This is a genomic window from Paenibacillus sp. J31R120 (assembly GCF_056269225.1).
This window is the reverse complement of sequence record NZ_JBWDNN010000001.1, coordinates 775,519-798,180: the sequence shown is the minus strand read 5'-3', so window position 1 is coordinate 798,180 and position 22,662 is coordinate 775,519. Positions and strand designations below refer to the sequence as shown.

Sequence of the window (22,662 nt, the reverse complement as noted above, 5' to 3'; positions counted from 1 at the left end):
TGATCTACTTCAAGCTGTATCCTTCACTTAGCTTACTTTCAAATACCGCTTACTCCGGCAAAAATTCGTTCGTGAACGCCTTCTCCGCTTCCAGCTCCGACTCCAGCAATCCGCGCTCGAACATCCAGTCGGCATAATTCTTCCATACGCTCAGCTTCTGCTCGCCCCAGCGCGGAGCATCATCCTGATAGCGCGGGCTCAGCCACTTCTGGCTGGCTCTGACCAGATCTGGATTAAGGTCCGGCTCCGCCTTGATCAGAATTTCCGCTGCGTCCTCCGGATTGTCGATCGTATATTGGTAACCTGCTGCTGCTCCGGCCGTGAACGCCTTGACCAGCTCCGGCTGCTTCGATACCAGTTCCTCGCTCGTCACCAATACCGGCGTATAGTAGTCCAGCTTGTCGCTATAATCGGTCAAATACACCATATTGATTTCTTCGCCGCGCAGCTCCGACTCTACGCCAGTCCAAGCATAGTAGATCCACGCAAAATCGATGTCGCGTTTGACAGCCGTGAAGAAGTCGCTGTCGCCAATGCTCATGATGTCGACTTTGCCGACATCCGCGCCTTCCTCGCGCATGAGGGAGTCAATCACCGCTTCCTCCACAGGTGCGCCCCAGCCGCCGTAGCGCTTGCCTTCGAACTTCTTCGGCGAGTCGATGCCCTTCTCCTTCGGCGATGCAAAGCCCGACGTGTTATGCTGAATAACCGCCGCGACGGACACAAGCGGCACACCCGCAATGCGGGCCATCGTAACGGACTCCTGATAGCTCACACCGAATTGCACGTTGCCGGAAGCGACCATTTTGTCCGCGCCGTCCTGGCCCGGCTGAATAATCTCGACATCGAGGCCCTGCTCCTTGAAGAAACCTTTATCCCTGGCAACGTACAGGCCTGTATGATTCGTATTCGGCGACCAGTCCAGCACGACCTGCACCTTCTGCAGTTGCTTGTCTCCTTCGCTTCCGCCTTCTTCCGCATTTTTGTTCTTCGTTCCCCCGTTGCCGCCTCCGCAAGCGGCAAGCGCCACTGTCATCGCGAGGATCGCGAGCGCAAGGCTCCAACGTTTCTTTTTGCTGCTGTACATGGTGTTTCCCCTCTCCTCTTGCTCTCTTTTTGCCCATTGACGTTCGGCCTTGTCCGGTCCCTGCTCCTGCGTGTGAATAAAAGAAAGACGCCTCCCGGAATCGGAAGACGTCGTGTTGTCGGCTAATTTCTTCACTTCCCCCGCAACCCCTCCGCTACAAAACCACAAGGTATGATAGCGAATGTCTTGCAAAAGAAGCATAGCTTCTATTCCTACGCCGGCATTATCCGGATCAGGTATATGGGTCGGAATGCGATCATTCCCTCTCAGCCGGCTAGTCCAGCTCCCCAGAGCGTATTCGGTTACGTCAATTACGTTTCCATTATAGCAAACTCCGATCAGAATGCCAGACTTTTTTTCCCTTATGTGCCCTGCGACCCGCGAAGCGCCGCTCCACGGTACTTCTTACGGATTCCTACCATCAGCAAAGCGAGCGGCAGCGCAATCTGGAAGAATGGCGCAATCTTCAGCGTGATGTCCAGTCCGATCCAGATATGATAGGTGTTGTTCGGCTCCAGGAAAGAAGCGGCGTAAATCAGGGCGCCAATCGGGAATACAAGCGTACGGTAAGACCAGCCCGTCGCCTCACTCGCCATCAGAATGGAGGCAATATATAGGGTTGCAATTTTCACAAATAGTCCGATGAACAACAGGAGCGTCACCACGACATCGAGCCGTTCCAGGAAATTAGCGAGCCTGACAAGCTGCAACACATGCAGCAGCGGCAGCGCGGTCAGCTCCGCCAGCTCCGGACCGAGCACACACAGAATGAGGGCATTCATGAATACCAGAAAGATCGAGACGCCGATCTGTGACCAGTAGGTCACCTTGCTGATCGATTTCTTCTCGCTTACATGGCCGAACAGCACCAGGAAGACGACCATCTGGGCAAAGGGAAACGACAGCAGATTCGGAAAAGCCGCTTTTAGAATGGGCATCGGACCGTTCTCCATAATCGGCAACAACTGGTTCACCTTGACCAGTCCACTGAAGAAAACAAGCAAGATGACAAGGAAATAGCTGAACAGGACAACTGGAAACAGCAGTTGGATGATGCGGACCAGCACTTCGACTCCTTTACTTGCCGTATAAGCCGCCACCGCCAATATGAGCAGCATAACGATCCATTTGGGCGTAAAGTTGAGCAGCGCCATCGTCGTCAGCTCGCCTACATCGCGGACATTCCGCATCGATTCGTAGGAGAGCCAGATCGCATGGACAATTGCAATGAAGCCGCCAATATAGCGGCCAAAATGATATTTGTACAAATCTCCGAGTCCGGCGTTCGGAGCGCGTTTATGAATACGAAGATAGATAACGGTCAGCAGCAGCCCCGCGAAGGCTGCAACCAGCATAGCGATCCAGGCATCCTGCTTCGCCGTGATGCCCAATTCGAAGAGCGGCGTACTGCCGATCAGAAATACGATAATGAGAATCGCCAGCTGGTATTTGCCGAACTGTTGCTGTTGCTGCTGCATAACGAATCTTCCCCCTCCTTCGCAATCAAGACATATGTCGCGGATTATGCCCCCGGCTTCTTCTGCGCTTCCTTGAAGCTTTTGCCGCTCATGCCTGTAGAGCTCAGCTTCATGTTCACGTTCAGTTCAACCTCCATTCGCGGAAACTCTTCCTTCCAGCGGCTCTCCAAGGGTTTCCAAGCTTTAGGATGCTGCTTATAAATCTGCGTACCGAAGCCGAGCACATCTACCTTGTGCTTGCGAACCGCTTCCCAGCCATTCATTACAGTCGCAGCGATTCGCTCCTCGACAAGCCGCTCGACCTCCCACACTTCCACCGGCTTCATCAAGTCGCCGCCACAATCGTATTCCAGCAGCGTGCCTTGCGCCGCAATATCTATCTTCATGACCCATTTGTCGCCCCGCTGCAGCGGCTTAAATTTGGTAGAGGAGTGGAGGATTCTCGCTGAAGAGCCCTCCCTGCCCTTGCCCCCGACAGAGCAGGCGAACGAAACCGTTGTCTTGTCTACATGGTTGGTCAGCCACATGACGCCTTTGCTTTGTTCGTCGTTAATCCACCCTACAAGCTTGTCCCCGTAGACAAGGCCAAGCTCGCTGAGCCGCACCTTGGATGGCGTCGATGTCTGGCTCAGCGTATCAACCCTGTCCGTGCTCTCTCCGGAGCCAGCCAGCGCAAGACCCGGTATGCTTGTCGCTTTGGTATGCCCGAGCAAGTCCATGAGCACGTGATGGATCGTCATTTGCCTGTAGGACGAGCTGTTTATCTCTTCATTGACAATCATCCGCTGAATGGCCGCTCCCGGAATTTGCTCCAGCGGAATAAGCTGCTCCAGCATCAGCCTGGCCGTGCTTTTGGAGAGAAACACATCCACCGTCTCCCGGGAATCGTGATTGCGCAGATAAGCCTCCAGAAGCGGTCCGATTCCTTTTCTCGCCGCTTCCTGACCGATAATCACAATCTGATTATGCGAGAAATACAGCCGCCTGGACGACTCCTGGCTCGCCTTGCTAATCGCAATGCGGAAGTTGTCTCCTGTCGAAGAGAATACATTCACTGTTGCCGTCCGCCCGCCGCCTGCCTGGCCAGAGATGGCCTTGGGGATAACGACCTGGTTGGTCAGCACCCACTTCCCGTTCTCCCAGTCCACTCCCGTGGCGGATATGATGGCAATATCGTTCAGCTCGACTCTATTCCAGCAGCCCGTCTGGAGCAGAAGCAGCGAGCCTAACAGCAGAATCCGAATTGCTTTCATCCGTCTGCCTCCCGTCAAGGTTTTCCTTCAATGGCGCTGGGCGGGAGGCCTTCTCCCGCTTTTCTGCCGCCTCGGATTGCGCAGCTTCATATCAAGCGGCCTCAGTACGATCGACCACCATGGCACACGGACGAATACGTCCCGCCACAAGCCGCTGTTCTTGGCTCCCGGAGCAATCGGCGACATGTACGGAACACCGAAAGAACGCAGCGACACCAGATGGACCAGCACGAACAACACTGAAATAAAGATGCCGAAGAAGCCGAGCATGCCCGCCATAATCATAATGCCGAAGCGGATAATGCGGGAGGTTGCCGCCATATTGTTCTCCGGCATCACGAAGTTGGAGATCGCGGTGAACGATACCACGATGACCATGCCCGCAGAGACGATTCCCGCCTGCACCGCCGACTGTCCCAGCACGAGCGCTCCGACAATCGAGATCGCGGGGCCGATCGCGCGGGGCATGCGAAGCCCCGCCTCCCTCAGCACCTCGAAAGTCATCTCCATAATCAGCGCTTCGACAAGTCCAGGGAACGGCACCCCCTCCCGCTGCGCAGCGAGGCTGATCAGCAGTGTCGTCGGCAGCATCTCCTGATGAAAGGTTGTAACCGCGATATACAGGGCAGGCAGCAGCATGGACATGACATAGGCCGCATAGCGGATCATGCGCACGAATGAAGCGATGTCGAACCGCTGGTAGTAGTCTTCTGGAGACTGAAAGAAGCTGAAGAACGTGGTCGGAGCAACCAGTGCAATAGGGGTCCCGTCGACGAGAACGGCCACTCTTCCCTCCAGCAGCCCTGCCGCAACGGAATCCGGCCGCTCTGAATTCAGCAGCGTCGGGAACATCGTGAAGGTCTCGTCCTGAATGTACTCTTCGATATAGCCGCTCTCCAGAATGCCGTCAAGATCAATTGCGGCAAGCCTCCGGTACACTTCCTTCACAATGCCTTGATCCGCAACCCCATGAAGATACAGTACAGCTACGTTGGAATGCGTCTGCGTGCCGATCTTATGCGTCTGCACATGGAGATCCGGCGAGCGGATAATCCGTCTGATCAAGCTAATATTTGTACCCAATTCCTCCACGAACCCGCGCTGCGGCCCTCTAATGACCGTCTGCGTCTGCGGGATGCTGATCGCCCTCTCCTTGGCACCGCCCACCGCAGCCATCAGCGCAACCGTGCTTCCATCTATGAAGATCAAGCACCAGCCCTCCGTCAATTGCTGGAGTCCTTCCTCCAGCGCTACGGCTTCCTTCACACCGCCTATTGACACAACACTTGTGCGCAGCGCTTCTACCAGCCGGTCGCTTTTGCTCTCCATATGAGGCGGAAGCTTCATCGACATCAAGGGAGCCAGGAGGCTGTCGTTAATCACATCCGTGTCAACGAGGCCCTCGATATACACCATCCCCAGCTCCCGTTCCGGGGCGGCATCGCTGCGGAACAAGCGGACGACGAGATCGCTGCTGCCGCCGAACCGGGCACTCACGGCTTGAACGTTGGCCCGCAGCGAGGGACTAAGCGGCGTCAACGCCGTTTTTTTCGTTTGTGTCATGTCGCACCCTCTGTTTCCAAGTTGCCTCTATTTTGGCTCGATTCCCCTTGGAATATGTATGTAACCAACTCTGGCGCGGGCTAATACAATGTACTGACGAAAAAGCAAGAACAGAGAGGGAAAGGTTGTGACAGCTTGAACAGCATCAGCTTGTGCATGATCGTCCGCAATGAAGAAGACAGCCTGGGGCGCTGTCTGGCATCCGTCAAGGATGCGGTGGACGAGATCGTCATCGTAGATACCGGCTCGACAGACAAGACCAAGGAGATAGCAGCTTCGTTCGGAGCCTTTATTTATGATTTTGAATGGATTGACAATTTCGCGGCAGCCCGCAACTACAGCTTCGAGCAAGCGACTAAGACGTTCATCCTGTGGCTGGATGCCGATGACATCATTGAGCCGGAGGATCTCGCCCGTCTGAAGGCGCTGAAGGAAAAGGAAGAGCTTCCGTACGACAGCGTCACGATGAACTACAATTTGACCTTTGACCATAACGGCAATCCTGTCTTCAGCCTGAAAAGAAACCGTCTGGTCCGCCGCAGCCGCGGCTTCCGCTGGATCGGTCCCGTGCATGAATACCTGGCCGTATCGGGCTATACCTACCATAGCGATATCGCGGTGACGCACCGGAAGGAGCGGCGCCATACCGACCGCAATCTTCGCATCTACTTAAAGCGTCTGGAGGGCGGAGAGGAGTTCTCTCCGCGCGATCAGTATTATTTCGCCAATGAGCTTCGCGATCATGGCCGTCTTCAGGAGTCAGCCGACTGGTATGAGAAGTTTCTGGTATCGGGACTTGGCTGGGTGGAAGACGAGATCGCTGCCTGCATGAAACAAGCCGATTGCTACGGACGGCTGGGACAGCCGGATCGGCATATTGCGTCGCTGCTGCGCACGCTGAATTACGACCTTCCTCGCGCCGAATTTTGCTGCCAGCTCGGAGCTGTCTTCCTGGAGCAGAAACGTTACCAGCAGGCCATCTACTGGTTCACGCAGGCGACGCGGCTGGAGAAGCCAAAGGATATGATGGGCTCCACGGATAATGCCACATGGACCTGGCTGCCCCATCTGCAGCTGACCGTCTGCTACGACCGGCTTGGTGATCGTGACAAGGCCATCGAGCATCACCGCATCGCCCAGAGCTACAATCCGAAGCATCCCAGCATCGTGTACAACGAGAAGTTTTTCAGCAGCGCAAAGACCTGATACACGGCGCGAACTATTCGTGAAAAAAGCGGCGTCCTCCCTGTAACAGGAGGGCGCCGCTCTGTATTTCTTTTATCGGACAGGCTAGGGGTCTGGCCATATCCAAAAAAGGCGGCGTCCTCCCTGATGAAAGAGGAACGCCGCCTTTTTGGATACTAATACATGCCTGAGAGCGCTTCTTGCCATTCCGGACTTTGAGCCGGCTCATCAATTTGCTGAAACCTTGTGATGCCAAAATCGTCCAGACTTCCTTTGAAGAAAAACACAACCTGATACTCCCTTAGTTCCCCCTGCTCCTCAAATGTCAGCGTGACTCTCCCGACCGGCGAGCTGTCATCATTTCGTACCCTCAGATTTTTATAAGTAACAGCGTGGACCCCTTGTTCCTGCAGATCCCGGACTCTCTGAGCCCAAGCCGTGTTAGCCTCACTCTGCTCCCGCTTGTTCTCCCCATTTTCCTCACCAAAGTGTATGTTCGTCGAAGCTGCCTCCAGACTGCCAGCTGTAAGATTGCTGAAAAAGGAATGCGCGACATATCGCCCATACAGCACATCCCAATAATTCAATCCCGCGACAAGAATAAAAAATAATATAACTGCCCCGATAAGTGTTCTTTTTAAAGGCTTCATCCTACAACCTCGCTCCAGCCGATCAGCCCGCCTACAGCAGTCTGGCTCCTTCGTAATGGCGTTTCACACCCTTAATTATACTCCGCTGGATTATGAATACAAATCTATGAGATTAGTTGGAAAGCCTGCCGTATGCACCTTTACGGACTGCATGCTGCGCAATTCTTCTCCAATGCAGAGGGGACGCCGCTTTGCGTCGTTGTCAATAATAACCACTTAAAAAAAGATAGCACACGATCGTATGTTCTGTATATAATAAGCATATCATATAGAGAACATACATTCGCATTATTAAGGGATAGGGAGGCAACAAGCATGGCTCGCGACAGAGTAATCATGCTGGCCGACTGCCAATCATTCTACGCCTCCGTCGAGAAGGCGGAGCATCCGGAATACCGTGACCGTCCGCTCGTCGTAGCGGGTGACCCGAAGCGTCGCTCCGGCATCATATTGGCAGCCTGCCCCATCGCCAAGAAGTACGGTGTCACAACGGCCGAGAGGCTGGGCGATTCACTCGCCAAGTGCCCGGACCTGGTTATTGTACAGCCGCGCATGGCGCTGTATATTGACATTTCGCTCATGATTACACGCATTTATCAATCGTACACAGACCTAGTCGAGCCTTATTCCGTCGACGAGCAATTTCTAGACGTGACCGGCTCCCTCCATCTGTACGGCTCCGCCGACGAGCTGGCCGCACTCATCCAGAAGCGTATTCAGGAGGAGACGGGCATCTACACCCGCTTCGGCATCGGGCCGAACAAGATTCTGGCGAAGACGGCCTGCGACAATTACGCCAAGAAGAACGATTCAGGCATCTACACGCTTACATCAGATAAGCTCGCCACGACGCTTTGGACACTGCCCGTAGCGAAGATGTTTATGGCGGGAAGCCGCATGACCCGGCATTTCAACGCGATGGGACTGGAGACGATCGGCCAGCTCGCCGCAACGCCGCTGGAGAAGCTGAAGACGCTTATGCGCCGCAAATTCGGCCGCAACTCCGATATTAACGCGGAGCTGTACTGGCGGATTGCGAACGGTCTCGACGACAGCCCCGTTACGCCTGGCACGCATGAGACAGCCCCGACGACGATCGGTCATATGATGACTCTTCCGCGGGACTACGGAAGCCTGGAGGAGATCAAAGTCGTGCTGCTGGAGCTGACTGAGCTTGTCTGCCAGCGCTGCCGCAGCAAGAGCTACATGGGACATGTCGTATCAGTCGCCTGTATGGGCGCCGATTACAGCAAGCCAAGCGGCTTCAGCCGCCAGATGAAGATGGACGATCCCACTAACGTGACGAATCAGGTATACCGCTATGCCGTCCAGCTGCTGAAGCGGCACTGGGACGGACTGCCCGTCCGCAAGGTAGGCATCAGCCTGTCCCAATTCGCCGCGGACGAAGAATACCAGCTGTCGCTGTTCGAGCCGGACCGCGAGAAATGGATGGCGCTGGAGAAGGCGACGGACGCCATCAAGCGCAAGTATGGCGATGCCAGTATCGTAAGAGCGGTCTCAGCCACTGACGTCGGCCAAGCGAAGGATCGTTCCAGAAAGATCGGAGGACATTACAAATGAGGAAGAAGCTTGAAGGCAACGGACTATGGGAATCCAGCCGCATGATGCTGCCGGAGCATAAGACGGCAATCAATGACCATTCGGAATCACTCAAGCGGCGCCAGCGAATCGAGCTGGACGAACAAGAGTGGGAGCATGTCTCGCGGGTCGTCTCGGAATCACTGCTCAGAAGGCAGCCTATTGCCGTGCGGCTGTTCCACCCCGTCGAGCTGCTGACCGTCATCGGCATCGTCGACCGTGTGGACGAGCTGAAGGGCCGTTTCATGGTTGACGGCGAGTGGTTCCCGATCGGAGATATAGAAGGGGCAGCACTGGAGAAGCAGTAGGCTCCATTGCATGGCGGCATCGAAATGCAACTGCAACCCACAACATAAGAGCAATCATGTCACGTGTTCGACTATGTGCCATGAATCCGCACAAAAACCCTTGCCACACACCAATAAATCTAAAAATCAAGCAGCCGCGATCCCACCGGACCGCGGCTGCACTATTATGAAGACGGCTGCGTACCTTCCTTGCTAATCCCTTCGCCTGGCACAGGCGATTCCCCCCGCTGAACCGCCAGAACAGCAAGCTCCAGCTTGCTCAGCATCAGCCCGTATTCATTTGTGAGCTCGAAGTTGCGGGGCAGCGGAAGCTCGCGGAAGTAAGGAAGAACCGCATCCACGCTATGGAACCAGTCCCCCTGCTCCGCAGGCTCGACGGGATGATCCTTCCAAGCTGCTTGCAACGAAGGGCTATAGATACGCGAAGCGCCCTTCTTCAGCCGCCCGCCCAGCAGCTTCTCCTCATAGATGCGGCGGGGCGGTTCATGCCGCACATCCTCGTACAGCAAGGCGGCATAGTCGCTGCGCGAGCCGCTATGCTTCACCGCAGCCGCGAAGCATCTGGCCCCGTCGAAGACGCGGGGAACGCCGAAGAGCATTGCATAGAGGCGTTTCCCGAATTCAATACGCTCCTGAATGTCGCGGAAGTCCTCCAGAATAAGCCCCGCAAGCTGGAGCCCATCGCCATTCTCCCCATCGCATGCCTCTTTCCCGCCGCCGCTTCCGTAAGGGAAGAGCACGCCGTTCAGCTGCAGCAACGACTGAAGGCCGAAGAACAACGTATGAAGCACGCGCTTCTCGTAATATTCGTTCCGTACGACGCGGCTCTCGATATAATGCTGCTCATTCACAATAAGGGCTGTGGTCAGCAAAGCAGAATCCTTTTCGCGCCAAAACAGCTTCCATACCGGAAGCATAAACTTCGATACGCCAAAGGCCGGCAGCAGATGGAACAGGCTGCGTCCCAAGACCCGGCTCCACTGGTACAGGAGAAGCTGCGGATACGCATCCTGGAAGATCAGCGCGTTCGCGCGCTCCAGGAAGAGGAAGACGTCGCGCCGCTGCTCCTCCGTGAGCAGCCGCGGCAGCCATTCCCCTTGAAGGTCGGTCATATTCCACCCGCCGTTGCGGGATACGAGATGGGCCAGCAGCGCCCAATGCAGCTCCGGGGTGCGGAAGTACATATTACGGTAAGCTTCCGTCCTCGTCACATTGTTGCGGTTCGCTTCTGCCGTCTCTGTCCGAATCCGCTCAATGAGCATCTGCTCATCGGCCGTCCAAGGAGTGCCGTCTACAGCGCCATGTCCCTTCTCGCCGTCGGCATGCCCGGATGCAAGCTGCTTCGTCCATACTTCCTTCAACCGGGCGACAGCAGCAGGCGATAGCTTTAGCGGCTCCGCCGATTCCAGCATATCGCTGGACGCGCTCATCGCCTTCCACTTTCCCGTCGCATAAGCCAGCGCTTCGCCGGGCAGCGCCAGCAGATGCCCGAGCCATCCGCCGAGCCCGGCTCGCTCATCCCGATCTTCGCTCCCGGGCTTCTTCTCCTCCTCCATCCACTGCTCCTCCTTCCAAAAAAATCGCTCTTACCATTATCCGCGAATGATTGGCACCTCATACCGAGCGGAACGCACATACCGTACCGTATGCGCGAGAGCGACGGCTTGCTTCTCGCAAGAGCCGAATGAGAAAGATATAATGAAGAGGACAAGTTCCAAGGAGGACACAAACATGTGCGGACGCTATACGGTAACCATTACGCTGGAGGAATTAATGGTGAGGTACATGATCGAGGAGACGAACGTCCCCTTTCATAAGCCCAAATACAATGTCGCCCCAGGCCAGCATGTGCTGGCGATTATTAACGACGGCAGCCGCAACCGGCTTGGCGAGCTGAAGTGGGGCTTCATCCCTTCATGGGCGGACGATCCAAAGGTCGGCTATACGATGATCAATGCGCGTGCCGAGACAGCCGCTTCGAAGCCGGCGTACAAGAGCGCTTTTCAGAAAAAAAGATGCCTTCTCCCCGCAGACAGCTTCTACGAGTGGCAATCGACCGCACGCGGCAAGCAGCCTATGCGCATCAGGCTCAAAACCGGATCCCTATTCAGCCTGGCCGGCCTATACGAGACATGGACATCCCCAGGCGGCGAGCGGATCAGCACCTGCACCATTCTGACCACTACGCCCAATGAAGTCGTCGCCCCTATCCACGACCGGATGCCCGTCATCCTGACTCCGGAGCAGGAAGCGGTCTGGCTGGGTCGCGAGCAGCAGAACATCGCTATGCTAACCTCGCTGCTGAAGCCCTATCCTTCGGGTCAGCTTGAAGCCTATCCCGTCAGCCCCGCCGTAGGCAATGTGCGCAACGACGACCCGTCGCTGATCGAACGGCATGAGCCAGGCGGACAGTTGGAGCTATGGTAATAAAGGATCGTTCATCATCCGATTATCCCCTCTCACCTCCGAATTCCGCATACAATCACTCCCTCAGGGAAAAGATGTAAATACTTTCGACATCTCAATCCCGGGAGGAGAACCGCATGAGGAAATCGCCGAATAATAAAGACCTCCCGCCCAACCACTCGTCAGACAATTCCGAGAAACCAGCGGGAGAGCAGCTCATTGCCGCATCACTCGCCGATAACCGTGAAGTGCTGGAAACCGTATTTACCCAATGTACTGATCTCAAAATCACGACCTGGACCTACGGTCCCGAGCTGGCATATTCGGCCTCTTCCGTTTATTTTGATACCCTGACCAAATCCACGCCCACCCACTATGTAAAGGATACGCTGCAGAACCTGGTGTCGCATGAGCTGGGGCCTGCTTCCGAGTTGACCGTGCAGGATGTCAGCCGTTTTTTCGAGCAGCAAGGCATCGCCTCTCCCCATGTTGAACTGCTTGCGGAGATCTCTGCGGCAGTCGCAGCCATTCTGGACGGAAAGGTCGTTTTGTTTTTTGACGGATGGCCCAAGGCTCTGGCCTATTCCGCCTTTGACGTTGAGCAGCGCCAGGCATCCGAGCCAATTACCGAGCCTACTGTTCAAGGCCCTCACGTCAGCTTTATCGAAAGCCTGGAACGCAATATTGGCGTCATTCGCACTCTGTTGAAGTCGCCTCATCTCAAATTCGAGCGCTTCATATCCGGCGAGCATGTCCAGAGGACGGTATCCTACGGTTATTTGGATGGCGTCGTGCAGCCAGAAATACTGGACGAATTCAAAAAAAGAGTAGGCCAAATCGGCCAAGAAGAAATCGTAGAAGTGTCCTATCTGGAGGAGTGGATCGGTGAATCTCTGTATTCCCCTTTCCCGCAGGTCCGGTACACGGAGCGTCCCGATACGGTTATTGCCGCCTTGCTGGAAGGCAAAATTATCGCCATGGTGAACGGAAGCCCGTCCGTGCTCATATGCCCCGGCAGCTTTATTGAATTTTTCACCAACAGCGAGGATTATTATTATCGTTCGATCTTCTCATCCTTGATTCGGATTTTACGGATAGCCGCTTTCGTCATCGCTCTGCTGCTGCCCAGCACCTATATTGCGCTGTCTACCTTTCACTCCGAATTGATCCCGACCGTACTTCTGCTCGCGATCCTGAACACGCGGGAGGGCATTCCGTTCCCGGCATTGGTCGAGGCTTTGATCATGGAGTTTTTCTTTGAGCTGCTGAGGGAAGCGGGAATCCGGTTGCCGCGGCCCATCGGCTCCGCCGTCAGCATTGTTGGAGCGCTCGTCATCGGCCAAGCCGCCATTCAATCGCAGATTGCCTCGCCAGTTATGGTCATTGTCGTTGCTTTGACAGGCATCGCATCGTTCGCCTTGCCTCATTACAATATGGCGATTGCGCTGCGAATCTTGCGGTTTCCACTGATGTTCCTCGCAGCGACTTTCGGCGGGCTTGGCATCATGGTCGGCATCATCCTGATCTATCTCCATCTGGCTACCTTGCGTTCGCTCGGCGTGCCTTATCTCTCCTCGCTCGCGCCGCTGGATATCGAGAGATTGCGGGATGCCGTTGTCGTGCTGCCAAGACTGCTGCTCCATTCGCCCCGGAGCCGGCACCTCTACCGAAAATCATCAGGGAGGAAAAAAACATCGTGAAGCGCCCTCTCTCCTTGCTTGCTCTGCTGCTTGCCCTCAGCCTGCTCTGCGGATGCTGGGATAACAAGGAGCTGGATGAATACGGCTATGTCCAAGCGATCGCGATCGATATGATTGACGAGCATCAAATTCAAATTACGACCCATTTCTATAATCCTTCCAGCAAAATGGAGATGGGCAATGTGGGAAACACCGCACCCAAAGGGATCAATATCGTGACCACCGGCGAAACCTTTTTTGATGCGATGAGGGAAATTCCATCGAAGTTCGGTCGGAAAGCCAAGTGGGATCACATGCGCGTCATTCTGCTGGGCGAGCAGCTCGCCAGATCGCTGAACATACGGGAAGTGCTTGATTTCTTCTCCCGGGACCACGAACCGCGAGGCACCATCCTTCCCATTATCGCCCAGCATTCAGCGGGACATTATCTCGACATCAAACCGTTTATCGAGCAGACCATCGGCCAACAGTTCAAACGAATGGAGATGAGCGGCACGCAATTTTCCGCCGAGACATCGAGCATTCCGTTATACGACTTGGCGATTCAATTAAGCAGCCCGTCCAAAATGTCCACCATTCCGTATCTGCATAACGACGGCACAGAACCCATAGCGATCATCTCCGGCGTTGCCTTAATTCGTGACGGGAAGATGGTTGGCGTGCTTAAGGAACCGGATACGGAAGCGTTCATGATGCTGACGGATAAATACAAATACGGGGTGTTAGAGTTTCCGTGCTTGAACAATGTCAACCATCGCATACAGGACAAAGAATCGCTGGAAGTGTTGAGCTTCAACAGCAGGCTAAGCCCCACAATCAAGGGAGATGCCATCCATGTTATCGCGGACATCGCGATTGAGGGAACGATCGGCGAGCTGCGCTGCTCCCATCTAAAAACCAGCAAAGATGTGGAGCAGTTCGAGGAGGCCATTACGCAGCAGGTCGAGAAGCAAATCCAGCATCTCCTGGCCCTCTTGCAAAAAAAGAAGCTCGACGCGCTAGGGATAGGCAATCAAATTTTTCGAAAACACCCGAAGTTATGGAGACAGCTCGAGCCGGAATGGGATAGCTTGATTGCCGAGAGCCAATTCGAAGTTCATGTGGATGTGAGCGTGCTCAGCACGGGGATGAATGCCGGCACCTTATTCGGAACAAAGGAGAAATAGCGATGCTGGGGAAGTTGATCTGCATTCTCATATTAGCTGCCGCGATGCTGAGTTATGACATCCCGAGACTAAAGAAGTCCACTAAGCATGACCGGATGGTCTACGGCATTCTGATGCTGCCTATGCTGTATCTGGCCTTTCTCTTCATCACCGCCAAGCCTTGGCCGAATGTGGACACCATTTTCAATCTGTTCAACAAGCCGGCACAGCAGATCGTTCACTGGTTGAATCCGGCACAATCTTAAGGGAAAGGAGAGGAACGCATGAACAAGCAAGAATATATCAGCTCCATCCAAATGTCCATGCTGCTCCTCTTCTTCATGACCGGCTCCTCGATCGTCATTGTGCCCGCTCCCTTGACCAATCTGGGCGGCAACGGCGCATGGATCTCTCTTATCATTGCTGCGGTTATGGGCGCACTGCTGCTGGCAGGCATTCTATACCTGCACCGGAAGTCCCCCGAGCTCTCTCTCATCGGACAAAGCCGCGCCTTGCTGGGCAATACGCTTACGCTCATCCTGCTCCTTCCCCTCACATGTGTCATGTTCTGGAACATCGCAGGCATTGTCATCGAGATTGGCACTTTTTTCAAAAACACGATGCTGAAGGAAACGCCGACATATGCCGTGAATTCACTGTTTTTTGTTACCATCGCGCTTACAGCTTTGGCTGGCATTGAAGTGATGGCCCGTATGGCGGCAGTGCTATTGGCGCTGATGTTTGCCTTTATCGTCTTGGTCTGGCTGCTGGTGGGAAGCCTGTATCATCCTGAATATCTGCTCCCCGTAATGCCTGACGGAATCGGCCCGATTCTGAATGCCGCCTATGTCGTCTACGGCTTTCCCTATTCTGAGCTGGTCGTCTTCGCCGTTATCTTGCCGTTCGTGCGTCGCAAGGACAATACCAAGCTGGGCAAACATATGTATGCCGCACTTGTCGTCAACACGTCGACGCTCATTTTATCCGTCATCAGCAGCATCATGGTGCTGGGGCCGCTGTCAGGCGATTTGAAATATTCGCTGTACCAGCTAGCCAGGCTGATCTATTTTCAAGAGCTGATTGAGCGCATCGAGTCCGTTATCGGCTTTTCGCTTATCGTCGGCTTTTACTTCAAGGCGTCCATCCTCCTGTTGATCCTGATGAAGCTGCTGAAGGAGCTGCTCAAGCTGGACAACGAGCGCTACCTGGTGTTCCCCGTCTCCTTTATCTGCCTGCTGCTATCGGTCACGACGTACACCAAGGAAGCCGAGCTTGAGGAACTGGTGAACACCTCTTGGCCGCTGATCAACAACATTACCTATGTGATTCCGGTTTTGATTATATTGATTGTGGCTGTGATTCGGTCGCAGTTCAGTAAGGGTAAGAAGCAGGGGGGGTAAGAGACCGCAGCCATTAAAACATCCTCTGTATAAAAGACAACGAAGCCGCCTATCGAAGGCGGCTCGATTCGAAAACTATTGATGTGTAACACCCATTACTGGTTCACAGCAAAAACTCCGATCTGTCCAATCCACAGCGCTCCGTCACCAAGCATGATGCCTTTCCAGTTCACAAACACCTTATCCGCAGCTGCGCAAGCCACTATCAATGGATTCATGATGAAAGATTAATTACCGCTGAATAATACAGGTCCTTGGTCAATTATTCTGTGGAGCATTCGTCAACCACTCAGCCAATTCTTCTGTCTGCATCAATACCGATAACGGATCAATGAAATAGGAGCGGGAGTTGGACCATGCATATAGTCTGTCATTTTTGACGGCTTCCAGTTGTCCCCAAATTGGATCCTTGCGAAGTTCCTCCAGCGATCTCTCGGTAGTCAGGATAATATAGTCTCCGGCATATTGGTCCAATAATTCTAGTGAGATATTTTTATATTTTTCTTTCAACAAAGCTTCATCATAGGATGGAGGTGCTATCCGTCCTAGATTCTCGTAAATAGCTTGTCCGCCACGGCCAAACTCACTGCCATATATACTTAATGTCTTGTCTGTTTCTTGCATAATACTAAAGGTTGCATCTGAGGGGATCACCGCTTGGACCTTCGCATTGGCAGCAGAGATTCGCGCAGCATAATCGGATATCCATGTGGTGGCCATCTCCTCCCGCCCCAGCAGGTTTCCAAAAAACTTCACTTCCTCTTCAATGGATGGAAAGTCCCCATAGGGAATGGAAATCGTTGGGGCAATTTTACTGTACTTTATATATTCTTCCTCATCCGTAGTCATTACGACAATCAGATCGGGATTAAGATCAATCAGCTTTTCAAAAGAAACATCATTGCCGGAAGAACCGACAATCTCAATATTGTCCGTTAAACCACTGAAATACGGGTTGTCCATGATGCGCGTCGTAGAGCCGATTGCATTAGCCTTCACTGCCAGAAGACTGCTCAAATATTGAATCGCTACGATGCGTTCGGGATTTTTTGAAACTTCCACCTCTCCGAATATGGTATTCACGATCTTGGTGGCTGCCACAGGCGTTGTTTTTTGGATGGATTCTGAAGAATTTAAGCCGGGAGCAGATATTTCCTTTGGAGACTGCAGACTAGAGTTGCCCCCTCCGCAAGCTGTAACCAATAAGGCCATACAGAGCAGGAGTGTTGCCATCCTATTTTTTCTAGATGTTCTGTTCATGTGATACTCTCCTCTTGTTTTATGGTGATAATAATTATCATTATCAACATAACATTGAGAAGCGGGCTCTGACATGGACAATCCCCACCTTTTATATGGATTAAACCGAACATCCTCTTCACCAGACAGCTCTTTTTTGAAATGGCTAGGAGAGAGACCCATGTTCTTTTTGAATATGCGGTTAAAATAAAACACATCCTCATATCCTACACTCTGAGAAATCTCACCAATCGAAGCATCTGTGTATTGCAGCATATGACACGCTTTGTCAATACGAAGTCCAATTAGGTAATCGATCGGGCTGCGCGTTGTCAATTCCTTGAATCTACGGGCCAGATACTGGGGATTGTAGCCGAACCTTTGTCCTAGAAACTCCAATGTCAACGGTTCGTCCAGGTGCTTATGCATATACTGGACTACTTGCTTAACAACTTCTGCAGGAAGGAGCTCAACTCCTAACTGCTGTTTTTGCTGAAGCATTTCCAGAATAAATTGATAGAACAATGTTTTTGCCACAAATTTATCCTTCTCCGTCGATTTGCTCCATGCCTCTTCCATTCTCAGCATGATCTGATAGAGCCCTACAGGCTGTGCGGGAGCAAATGCAAATATTTGCTGAAACGGAGGAATTTCTCCCTTTTTCAGAAAATATCTTCGGCGGAGCGAAAACTCGCCATGATAAAGGACCAAATAATATTCCACATATTCCATTGCTTCAATATCCAGCCTCATACCCTTGCAGCCATGCACACAATAAAAATGTTCAGCTGGATGAATAAGCCCATCCATCCGTATCGACGCTTTGCCCCTGTATAGGAATAGAAAAGCACTTGCAGGCAAATGGTAGCCGTTGCTTGATTCTCCCGCAGCAAGTGTATACCGTCGGATGTCGGCCAGCTCAATATGTAATTGATTCCATACTTTGTACTCTTCTTGCCGCTTCATCGTATGATGAATGCTCCTTCCTATAATCCTTTTATTTATGCACCTTTCTCAAGAAGCTTCAAGCCCTCACTCCCTGACGTTCTTCTTCAACATCACGACCCTTTCCACGTTAATCGCATACTTTTGTGACTAAGTTAACAGGAGGTTCCTGTTGAGCGCCTTAATAGTCTCTTCATTATAAACACCAGTTGTTTAGTCAACAAGTGGATCTCTATAACCCACAGTTTTAAGCTTCTTTCGCATCAAAATACGATAAGTATTGCACCCATCATAACCTCTTCCAAATTTTAAAACGTTACACTTAAAATCACCTTCGTTTTCATTAATCCCAAGTTAAAGACCCCCGTGCTACAGAAGCAACGGGAGTCTTATATTTTCATCAATTTAGGACTTCTCCATCAAAGCTAAATCGCATGAAGTGAATCGCTAATTTTTAGTAGTCGCAGCCAGTTTCGTGATCTTGTCGGCAATATCTTCCGCTTGTAACAGGGATGAGAATGAATCCGCCGCAAAATATTTCTCCATTTCAATCTCAATCACATGATGATTTTTGACAGCATTTAAGGCTGTCCAAGTCGCTGGCAGCTTGGGCGGCTCTTTACCATCAACTGTAAGCACAATGACGTAATCGCCTACATAATCGTTTACAGACTCCCAAGACACTTCAACACGGTCCGCTTTTTTGTCAATAATTTCACTTTTCACTTTTGGGGTAGGATTCAGACCCAAAATATCGTATGCAGCTCTGCCTCCCCGTTCGCCTGAGTTGCCAATCACCATCAAAAATTTGTCTACAGTAATATAATCCACAATTGAGATAGTTGCATCTTCTGGAATTATATTTTTGATTTTATTGCGGGCAGCTTCAGTACGTATTTCAAAATCCTCAATCCATTTTTTGGCTTCTTCTTGTCGGCCCAGGATATCGCCCATAGCCGTAATTTCTTCCTGAATGGTTGAGTACTGGCTTGTGTCAAACACGACAGTCGGTGCGATTTTGGAGTAATTATCATAGGCTTCCTTATTCCAAGTAATAATCACATCCGGAGACAAATCCAACACCTTCTCCATCGAAATCTGCCCATCTAAACCAATATCTTTAACCGTTTCAGGTAAATAAGGTTTTAGAAATTCAGCAAAGTTCATTTGTGTACTGGACGCCCCAACTGGCGTTACCCCCACAGCTAAGACTGGCCCTAGGTCCCAGTCAACAACAACACGTTCAGGATGCACCGGAACATTAACTTCTCCAATGACCGTTGATAATTTCCGCATGCTCGTATCTTCTTTAGGCTGATTGGAAGGCGTATTTTGAGTAGACTCCACACTTTGGTTTGAAGTTCCACTTGCTGAGCCCTGGTTATTATTTCGACTAGAGTTTCCATTCGCGCAAGCTGCAAGTATCAGCGTAAAACATAAGATCAGAGTTAACGCTATTTTCGATTTTGTTCCTTTTAACATCTGTCTGTCTCCCTTTGTTTTTAATTGATAATGATTATCATCAATAATATAACAAGAAGAAGCATTTTTGCCCATAGAGGATACGAACCCTTCCCATGGACTATCTGAACCGCCCAGGCTCTCCTTCACTTTCTTTTTGTATTGACCTGGCGTCATCCCGACCTGCTTCTTGAACAGACGTGTAAAATAAAAAACGTCATTATAACCTACGTTTGAAGCAATCTCCTGTACAGTGGCATCTGTCTGAATCATTAATTCCTTTGCTTTAGCCATCCGCGCTTGAATCACATATTCAATAGGGCTTCTCCCCGTACGACGTTTGAACTGCCTCGATAAATATTGAATGCTGTAATTCCATAGCTCCGCCAATGACTCAAGAGAAATAGACTCATTGAAATGTTCGTGAATGTACTGAATGATCTCTTCTACCATGTCCGTTTCCTTTGAAGCAACTCCCTGAAGCTTAAGCTGCTGGACAAGTGTATATACGAACTGATAAAACCAGATTTTCACATGAAAACGTTCCACAATCTGTTTCCGGTTCCATTCCTCATACATGGAATCCACGTGACGATATAAATTGACCGGAGCAAGAGGCCGACAGGCATACGGCAGCTGAAATGGGTTGTTCATGTAATATTTCTTCTGCATTTCCTTACTAACTTTGGCGGACATACTACCTCTATATAAAATGTAATAGTACGTGACCTCATCTTGTCCAACCTCGATACTTATACTACTTCCTTTGCCTGCATGTAGGAGATAAAACCGTTCAAATATATGTATATCACCATCCAGCCAAATCTCGCCTTGTCCCTGCACTACATATAAAAAAGCACTGGCTGGGAGAAGATATTGCTGCTTCCCACCGCTACTTATCACAAGTTGGCGAATATCCACCAGCTGAATTGAGGCATTGTCCCACATTTGGATATACTCTTCCCAGTTCACTATTCCTACTCCCCCGTTTTGACAACATCCTGAACCTATTATTCAGCAATAAATCCCTTTGCAGTTCACTATGATGATATTCAATAACGATAATCATTGTCAATTAGAAAGGAGTATATTCATAACATATGCTCAAGGAACCGCTACATTTATACTGTCGGAGGTTTAAGATCAGTTGAAAAAACATACCTCATTTTACAATTTTCATTTCAATACATCCTCGACTTTCACTAGCTTTACTTGATGATCCGGTATCAGTAGATTTCTAAAATCAAGATGTTCCCCTTTTAAATACTGGTCAAAAAATGCAAGGCTCACCTCGTTCGTCATTTGAGTTGTGCTACGGCCACTAGAAAAGACAGGAACGATGAACGGAATATCAGTAAAGCTATAATGATTGTAGTCCTCAAATAATGCGAAATAAAAATCTTTTCCCGAAGCCTGCCCCGTCATATACAGATTTTGCAAAACATTTTTCACAAATTGTTTCTGAAATTCATCTGAGGCTTTGGTTGAGCTCACGTAATCCAATGTCTTGGATCCGCTCATATACAGGAAGGGCTGGTGGATGCCCTCTGTCACCGGACTCCCCCATAATCCCCCGTCATAGCTGATTCCTGCCTTGATATTCTGATCGTCTGCCATAACCTGAGCTATCGTGGCTCCGCCATAAGAATGTCCAACTACACCAATGCTGTTGACATCCATCTCATGCAATATGCTCTGAATATCAACCAATGAGTCTGCCTTGCTTCTTAATTGATCGATAACAAAATCCATATCCTTCGCGCGAATGTCAACTTCTGTTTCATACAAGTGCTCCTCTAATACAGACGCTAGCTTTCCCTCAGCCCTAACTGCAACTGTTCCGTCTGGATAGGTTATATCACTGGATGTATAGGGGTGATCCATTCCCACCACCATATACCCGTTGCTAACGAGCTCTTCCACCAAACTCAAATTCTGAAATCTTGTAGAACCATTCCCCGGTGAAAAAAGAATCACTGGATATTTACGATTTGCTGGCATGACAGGTGCTGCATGCACAATATGAGTCGGAATTTTTTTGAAATAAGAGAAGAGCGATTGTGGTAAATGCAGTACGGAATTAAGAGCATCTCCTACCTCATAAGGATAATGCTGCTTCTTGCTGGAGGTATCCTTTACGGTAGGATACCAGATTTGAAGCATGATTTTACGGTTATCATCTGCCGCAGTCGTATATGGTTCTTGCCGTGATGCATCTTCCAGACTTAGCGATAGCTCGCCAATTCCATGTGGCCCGGATGGATTTGCAAGCGAGAACTGAGGGAAAATATACAGGGATACTCCTGTACCCAAAGAAAACACAACAGTCAGTCCAACTGTAAAAACGGTCAAAACCTTATTTTTTCTGCGATTTGATTGTTTATTTACTAGTGAGATTACAAACAGAGATAGGGATAATACGATTAAACAGTATAAAGGAGCTAACGTCAGGCGAACTCCATAGATAGAAAGCAGTAGGACAAATAAAAGTACAAGTAGTACGTTTAGACTTGCCATCATTTTTCTCTTGCTCCTATTTAAGGAACCAAACAAATTCACGCAGGATAATAGCAGTATGATCAAGCATAGTAGGTTATACATGAAGCCCTCCGTGACTCACCCGATCCAACTGTGTGATACCTAATGTGCGAATGATTAAATGGTTCAGTGCCTTTTCCTCGTATTGCACCATATCCCTATTATTGCTCGGTCCCTTCAACGCTCCGGTAATGATTAATCTCATGATGAGCCTTGCTGTTTCCAAAGGATACTCCGTCTCAAACAAACCTTCCCTGTTGCCCTGCTCGATTAAATGTGCGTACGGACCCGAAAAGGTATCAATTAGAAGTTCAATCAATTTACTCTGATACACTTCATTCATGCTTACGACCTTCATGGTGCCAATGATCTCCTGCTTCCCATGTAGAATATCATCTCTGATTTTCATAAAAGTAAAGCATTTATCAATAGCATCAAGCTGCTCCTCGCCTAGAATCTCTTCCGCTAACGTCGACAATTCTTCAGCAATATGCTGAATACATTCCAAGATAATCTCTTCCTTCGTCCCAAAATAATGATAAAATCCTCCCTTGGAAAGCCCAGCAGCCTCAAGAATGTCCGTTATATTGGTATCCTCATAACCTTTCTCCAGAAATAATTGTTCTGCGATAGCTGCAATTTCTCGTCTTCTATTAGCAAAGTTTTTCTTCGTTCTACTCATAAGCCCTCCATAAACAAACCGTG

General features: G+C 50.9%; 19 protein-coding genes and 1 riboswitch. Of the genes, 8 read left to right on the top strand and 11 right to left on the bottom strand.

Going from position 1 to position 22,662, the window contains the following annotated elements; translation table 11 throughout:
• Positions 1–49: 49 nt before the first annotated feature.
• The 4 genes from AC0YNW_RS03600 to AC0YNW_RS03585 all read right to left on the bottom strand — a co-directional run bounded on the left by AC0YNW_RS03600 (position 50) and on the right by AC0YNW_RS03585 (position 5,381).
• Entirely contained in the window at positions 50–1,087 is a 1,038-nt protein-coding gene (locus AC0YNW_RS03600) for an ABC transporter substrate-binding protein (protein ID WP_475831262.1), read from the bottom strand.
• A gap of 192 nt (positions 1,088–1,279) precedes the next feature.
• Positions 1,280–1,387, bottom strand: a riboswitch (TPP riboswitch).
• A gap of 62 nt (positions 1,388–1,449) precedes the next feature.
• On the bottom strand, positions 1,450–2,565 hold the full coding sequence (locus AC0YNW_RS03595) for a GerAB/ArcD/ProY family transporter (protein ID WP_475830774.1): 1,116 nt from the start codon (positions 2,563–2,565) through the stop codon (positions 1,450–1,452).
• A gap of 44 nt (positions 2,566–2,609) precedes the next feature.
• Positions 2,610–3,818: a Ger(x)C family spore germination protein gene (locus tag AC0YNW_RS03590; protein ID WP_475830773.1), complete on the bottom strand. Its 1,209-nt coding sequence runs from the start codon at positions 3,816–3,818 to the stop codon at positions 2,610–2,612.
• A 27-nt stretch (positions 3,819–3,845) separates the two neighbouring features.
• On the bottom strand, positions 3,846–5,381 hold the full coding sequence (locus tag AC0YNW_RS03585) for a spore germination protein (RefSeq protein ID WP_475830772.1): 1,536 nt from the start codon (positions 5,379–5,381) through the stop codon (positions 3,846–3,848).
• A gap of 135 nt (positions 5,382–5,516) precedes the next feature.
• Between AC0YNW_RS03585 and AC0YNW_RS03580 the strand changes: the two genes are divergently transcribed.
• A complete protein-coding gene (locus AC0YNW_RS03580; protein ID WP_475830771.1) occupies positions 5,517–6,587 on the top strand; it encodes a glycosyltransferase in 1,071 nt (356 codons plus the stop codon).
• Between the two features lie 155 nt (positions 6,588–6,742).
• Here AC0YNW_RS03580 and AC0YNW_RS03575 read toward each other — a convergent pair whose 3' ends face one another.
• Positions 6,743–7,216, bottom strand: coding sequence for a hypothetical protein (locus tag AC0YNW_RS03575; RefSeq protein ID WP_475830770.1), 474 nt, complete (start codon positions 7,214–7,216; stop codon positions 6,743–6,745).
• Positions 7,217–7,531: 315 nt separating this feature from the next.
• On the opposite strand from AC0YNW_RS03575, the gene AC0YNW_RS03570 reads away from it, so the two are divergent.
• Together AC0YNW_RS03570 and AC0YNW_RS03565 are read left to right on the top strand one after the other, a co-directional pair.
• Complete coding sequence (locus AC0YNW_RS03570) at positions 7,532–8,797, top strand: DNA polymerase IV (protein WP_475830769.1); 1,266 nt, start codon at positions 7,532–7,534, stop codon at positions 8,795–8,797.
• Positions 8,794–9,123 carry a YolD-like family protein gene (locus AC0YNW_RS03565; RefSeq protein WP_475830768.1) on the top strand — a complete coding sequence of 110 codons (330 nt, stop codon included), beginning with the start codon at positions 8,794–8,796 and terminating at the stop codon, positions 9,121–9,123. Before AC0YNW_RS03570 ends, AC0YNW_RS03565 begins: the two co-directional genes overlap by 4 nt.
• A 164-nt stretch (positions 9,124–9,287) precedes the next feature.
• Here AC0YNW_RS03565 and AC0YNW_RS03560 read toward each other — a convergent pair whose 3' ends face one another.
• Positions 9,288–10,679 (bottom strand): DUF2515 domain-containing protein, encoded by a 1,392-nt coding sequence (locus tag AC0YNW_RS03560; protein WP_475830767.1) that lies wholly within the window; start codon positions 10,677–10,679, stop codon positions 9,288–9,290.
• Between the two features lie 175 nt (positions 10,680–10,854).
• Here AC0YNW_RS03560 and AC0YNW_RS03555 point away from each other — a divergent pair, with 175 nt between their 5' ends.
• The 5 genes from AC0YNW_RS03555 to AC0YNW_RS03535 all read left to right on the top strand — a co-directional run bounded on the left by AC0YNW_RS03555 (position 10,855) and on the right by AC0YNW_RS03535 (position 15,774).
• On the top strand, positions 10,855–11,550 hold the full coding sequence (locus tag AC0YNW_RS03555; protein WP_475830766.1) for an SOS response-associated peptidase: 696 nt from the start codon (positions 10,855–10,857) through the stop codon (positions 11,548–11,550).
• Positions 11,551–11,666: 116 nt separating this feature from the next.
• Positions 11,667–13,229, top strand: coding sequence for a spore germination protein (locus tag AC0YNW_RS03550; protein ID WP_475830765.1), 1,563 nt, complete (start codon positions 11,667–11,669; stop codon positions 13,227–13,229).
• A complete protein-coding gene (locus AC0YNW_RS03545; protein ID WP_475830764.1) occupies positions 13,226–14,395 on the top strand; it encodes a Ger(x)C family spore germination protein in 1,170 nt (389 codons plus the stop codon). Before AC0YNW_RS03550 ends, AC0YNW_RS03545 begins: the two co-directional genes overlap by 4 nt.
• Before the next feature lie 2 nt (positions 14,396–14,397).
• A complete protein-coding gene (locus AC0YNW_RS03540; protein ID WP_475830763.1) occupies positions 14,398–14,640 on the top strand; it encodes a hypothetical protein in 243 nt (80 codons plus the stop codon).
• 18 nt (positions 14,641–14,658) lie between these two features.
• A complete protein-coding gene (locus tag AC0YNW_RS03535; protein WP_475830762.1) occupies positions 14,659–15,774 on the top strand; it encodes a GerAB/ArcD/ProY family transporter in 1,116 nt (371 codons plus the stop codon).
• A 95-nt stretch (positions 15,775–15,869) separates the two neighbouring features.
• Here the strand turns inward: AC0YNW_RS03535 and AC0YNW_RS03530 are convergent, their stop codons facing one another.
• The 5 genes from AC0YNW_RS03530 to AC0YNW_RS03510 all read right to left on the bottom strand — a co-directional run bounded on the left by AC0YNW_RS03530 (position 15,870) and on the right by AC0YNW_RS03510 (position 22,639).
• Positions 15,870–15,992, bottom strand: a complete 123-nt coding sequence (locus AC0YNW_RS03530) for a hypothetical protein (protein WP_475830761.1) — start codon at positions 15,990–15,992, stop codon at positions 15,870–15,872.
• A 40-nt stretch (positions 15,993–16,032) separates the two neighbouring features.
• Positions 16,033–17,979 carry an AraC family transcriptional regulator gene (locus tag AC0YNW_RS03525; RefSeq protein WP_475830760.1) on the bottom strand — a complete coding sequence of 649 codons (1,947 nt, stop codon included), beginning with the start codon at positions 17,977–17,979 and terminating at the stop codon, positions 16,033–16,035.
• Positions 17,980–18,405: 426 nt separating this feature from the next.
• Positions 18,406–20,391 (bottom strand): AraC family transcriptional regulator, encoded by a 1,986-nt coding sequence (locus AC0YNW_RS03520; protein ID WP_475830759.1) that lies wholly within the window; start codon positions 20,389–20,391, stop codon positions 18,406–18,408.
• Between the two features lie 204 nt (positions 20,392–20,595).
• Positions 20,596–21,939 carry an alpha/beta hydrolase family protein gene (locus AC0YNW_RS03515; protein WP_475830758.1) on the bottom strand — a complete coding sequence of 448 codons (1,344 nt, stop codon included), beginning with the start codon at positions 21,937–21,939 and terminating at the stop codon, positions 20,596–20,598.
• Positions 21,940–22,012: 73 nt separating this feature from the next.
• Positions 22,013–22,639 carry a TetR/AcrR family transcriptional regulator gene (locus AC0YNW_RS03510; RefSeq protein ID WP_475830757.1) on the bottom strand — a complete coding sequence of 209 codons (627 nt, stop codon included), beginning with the start codon at positions 22,637–22,639 and terminating at the stop codon, positions 22,013–22,015.
• Between the last annotated feature and the right edge of the window lie 23 nt (positions 22,640–22,662).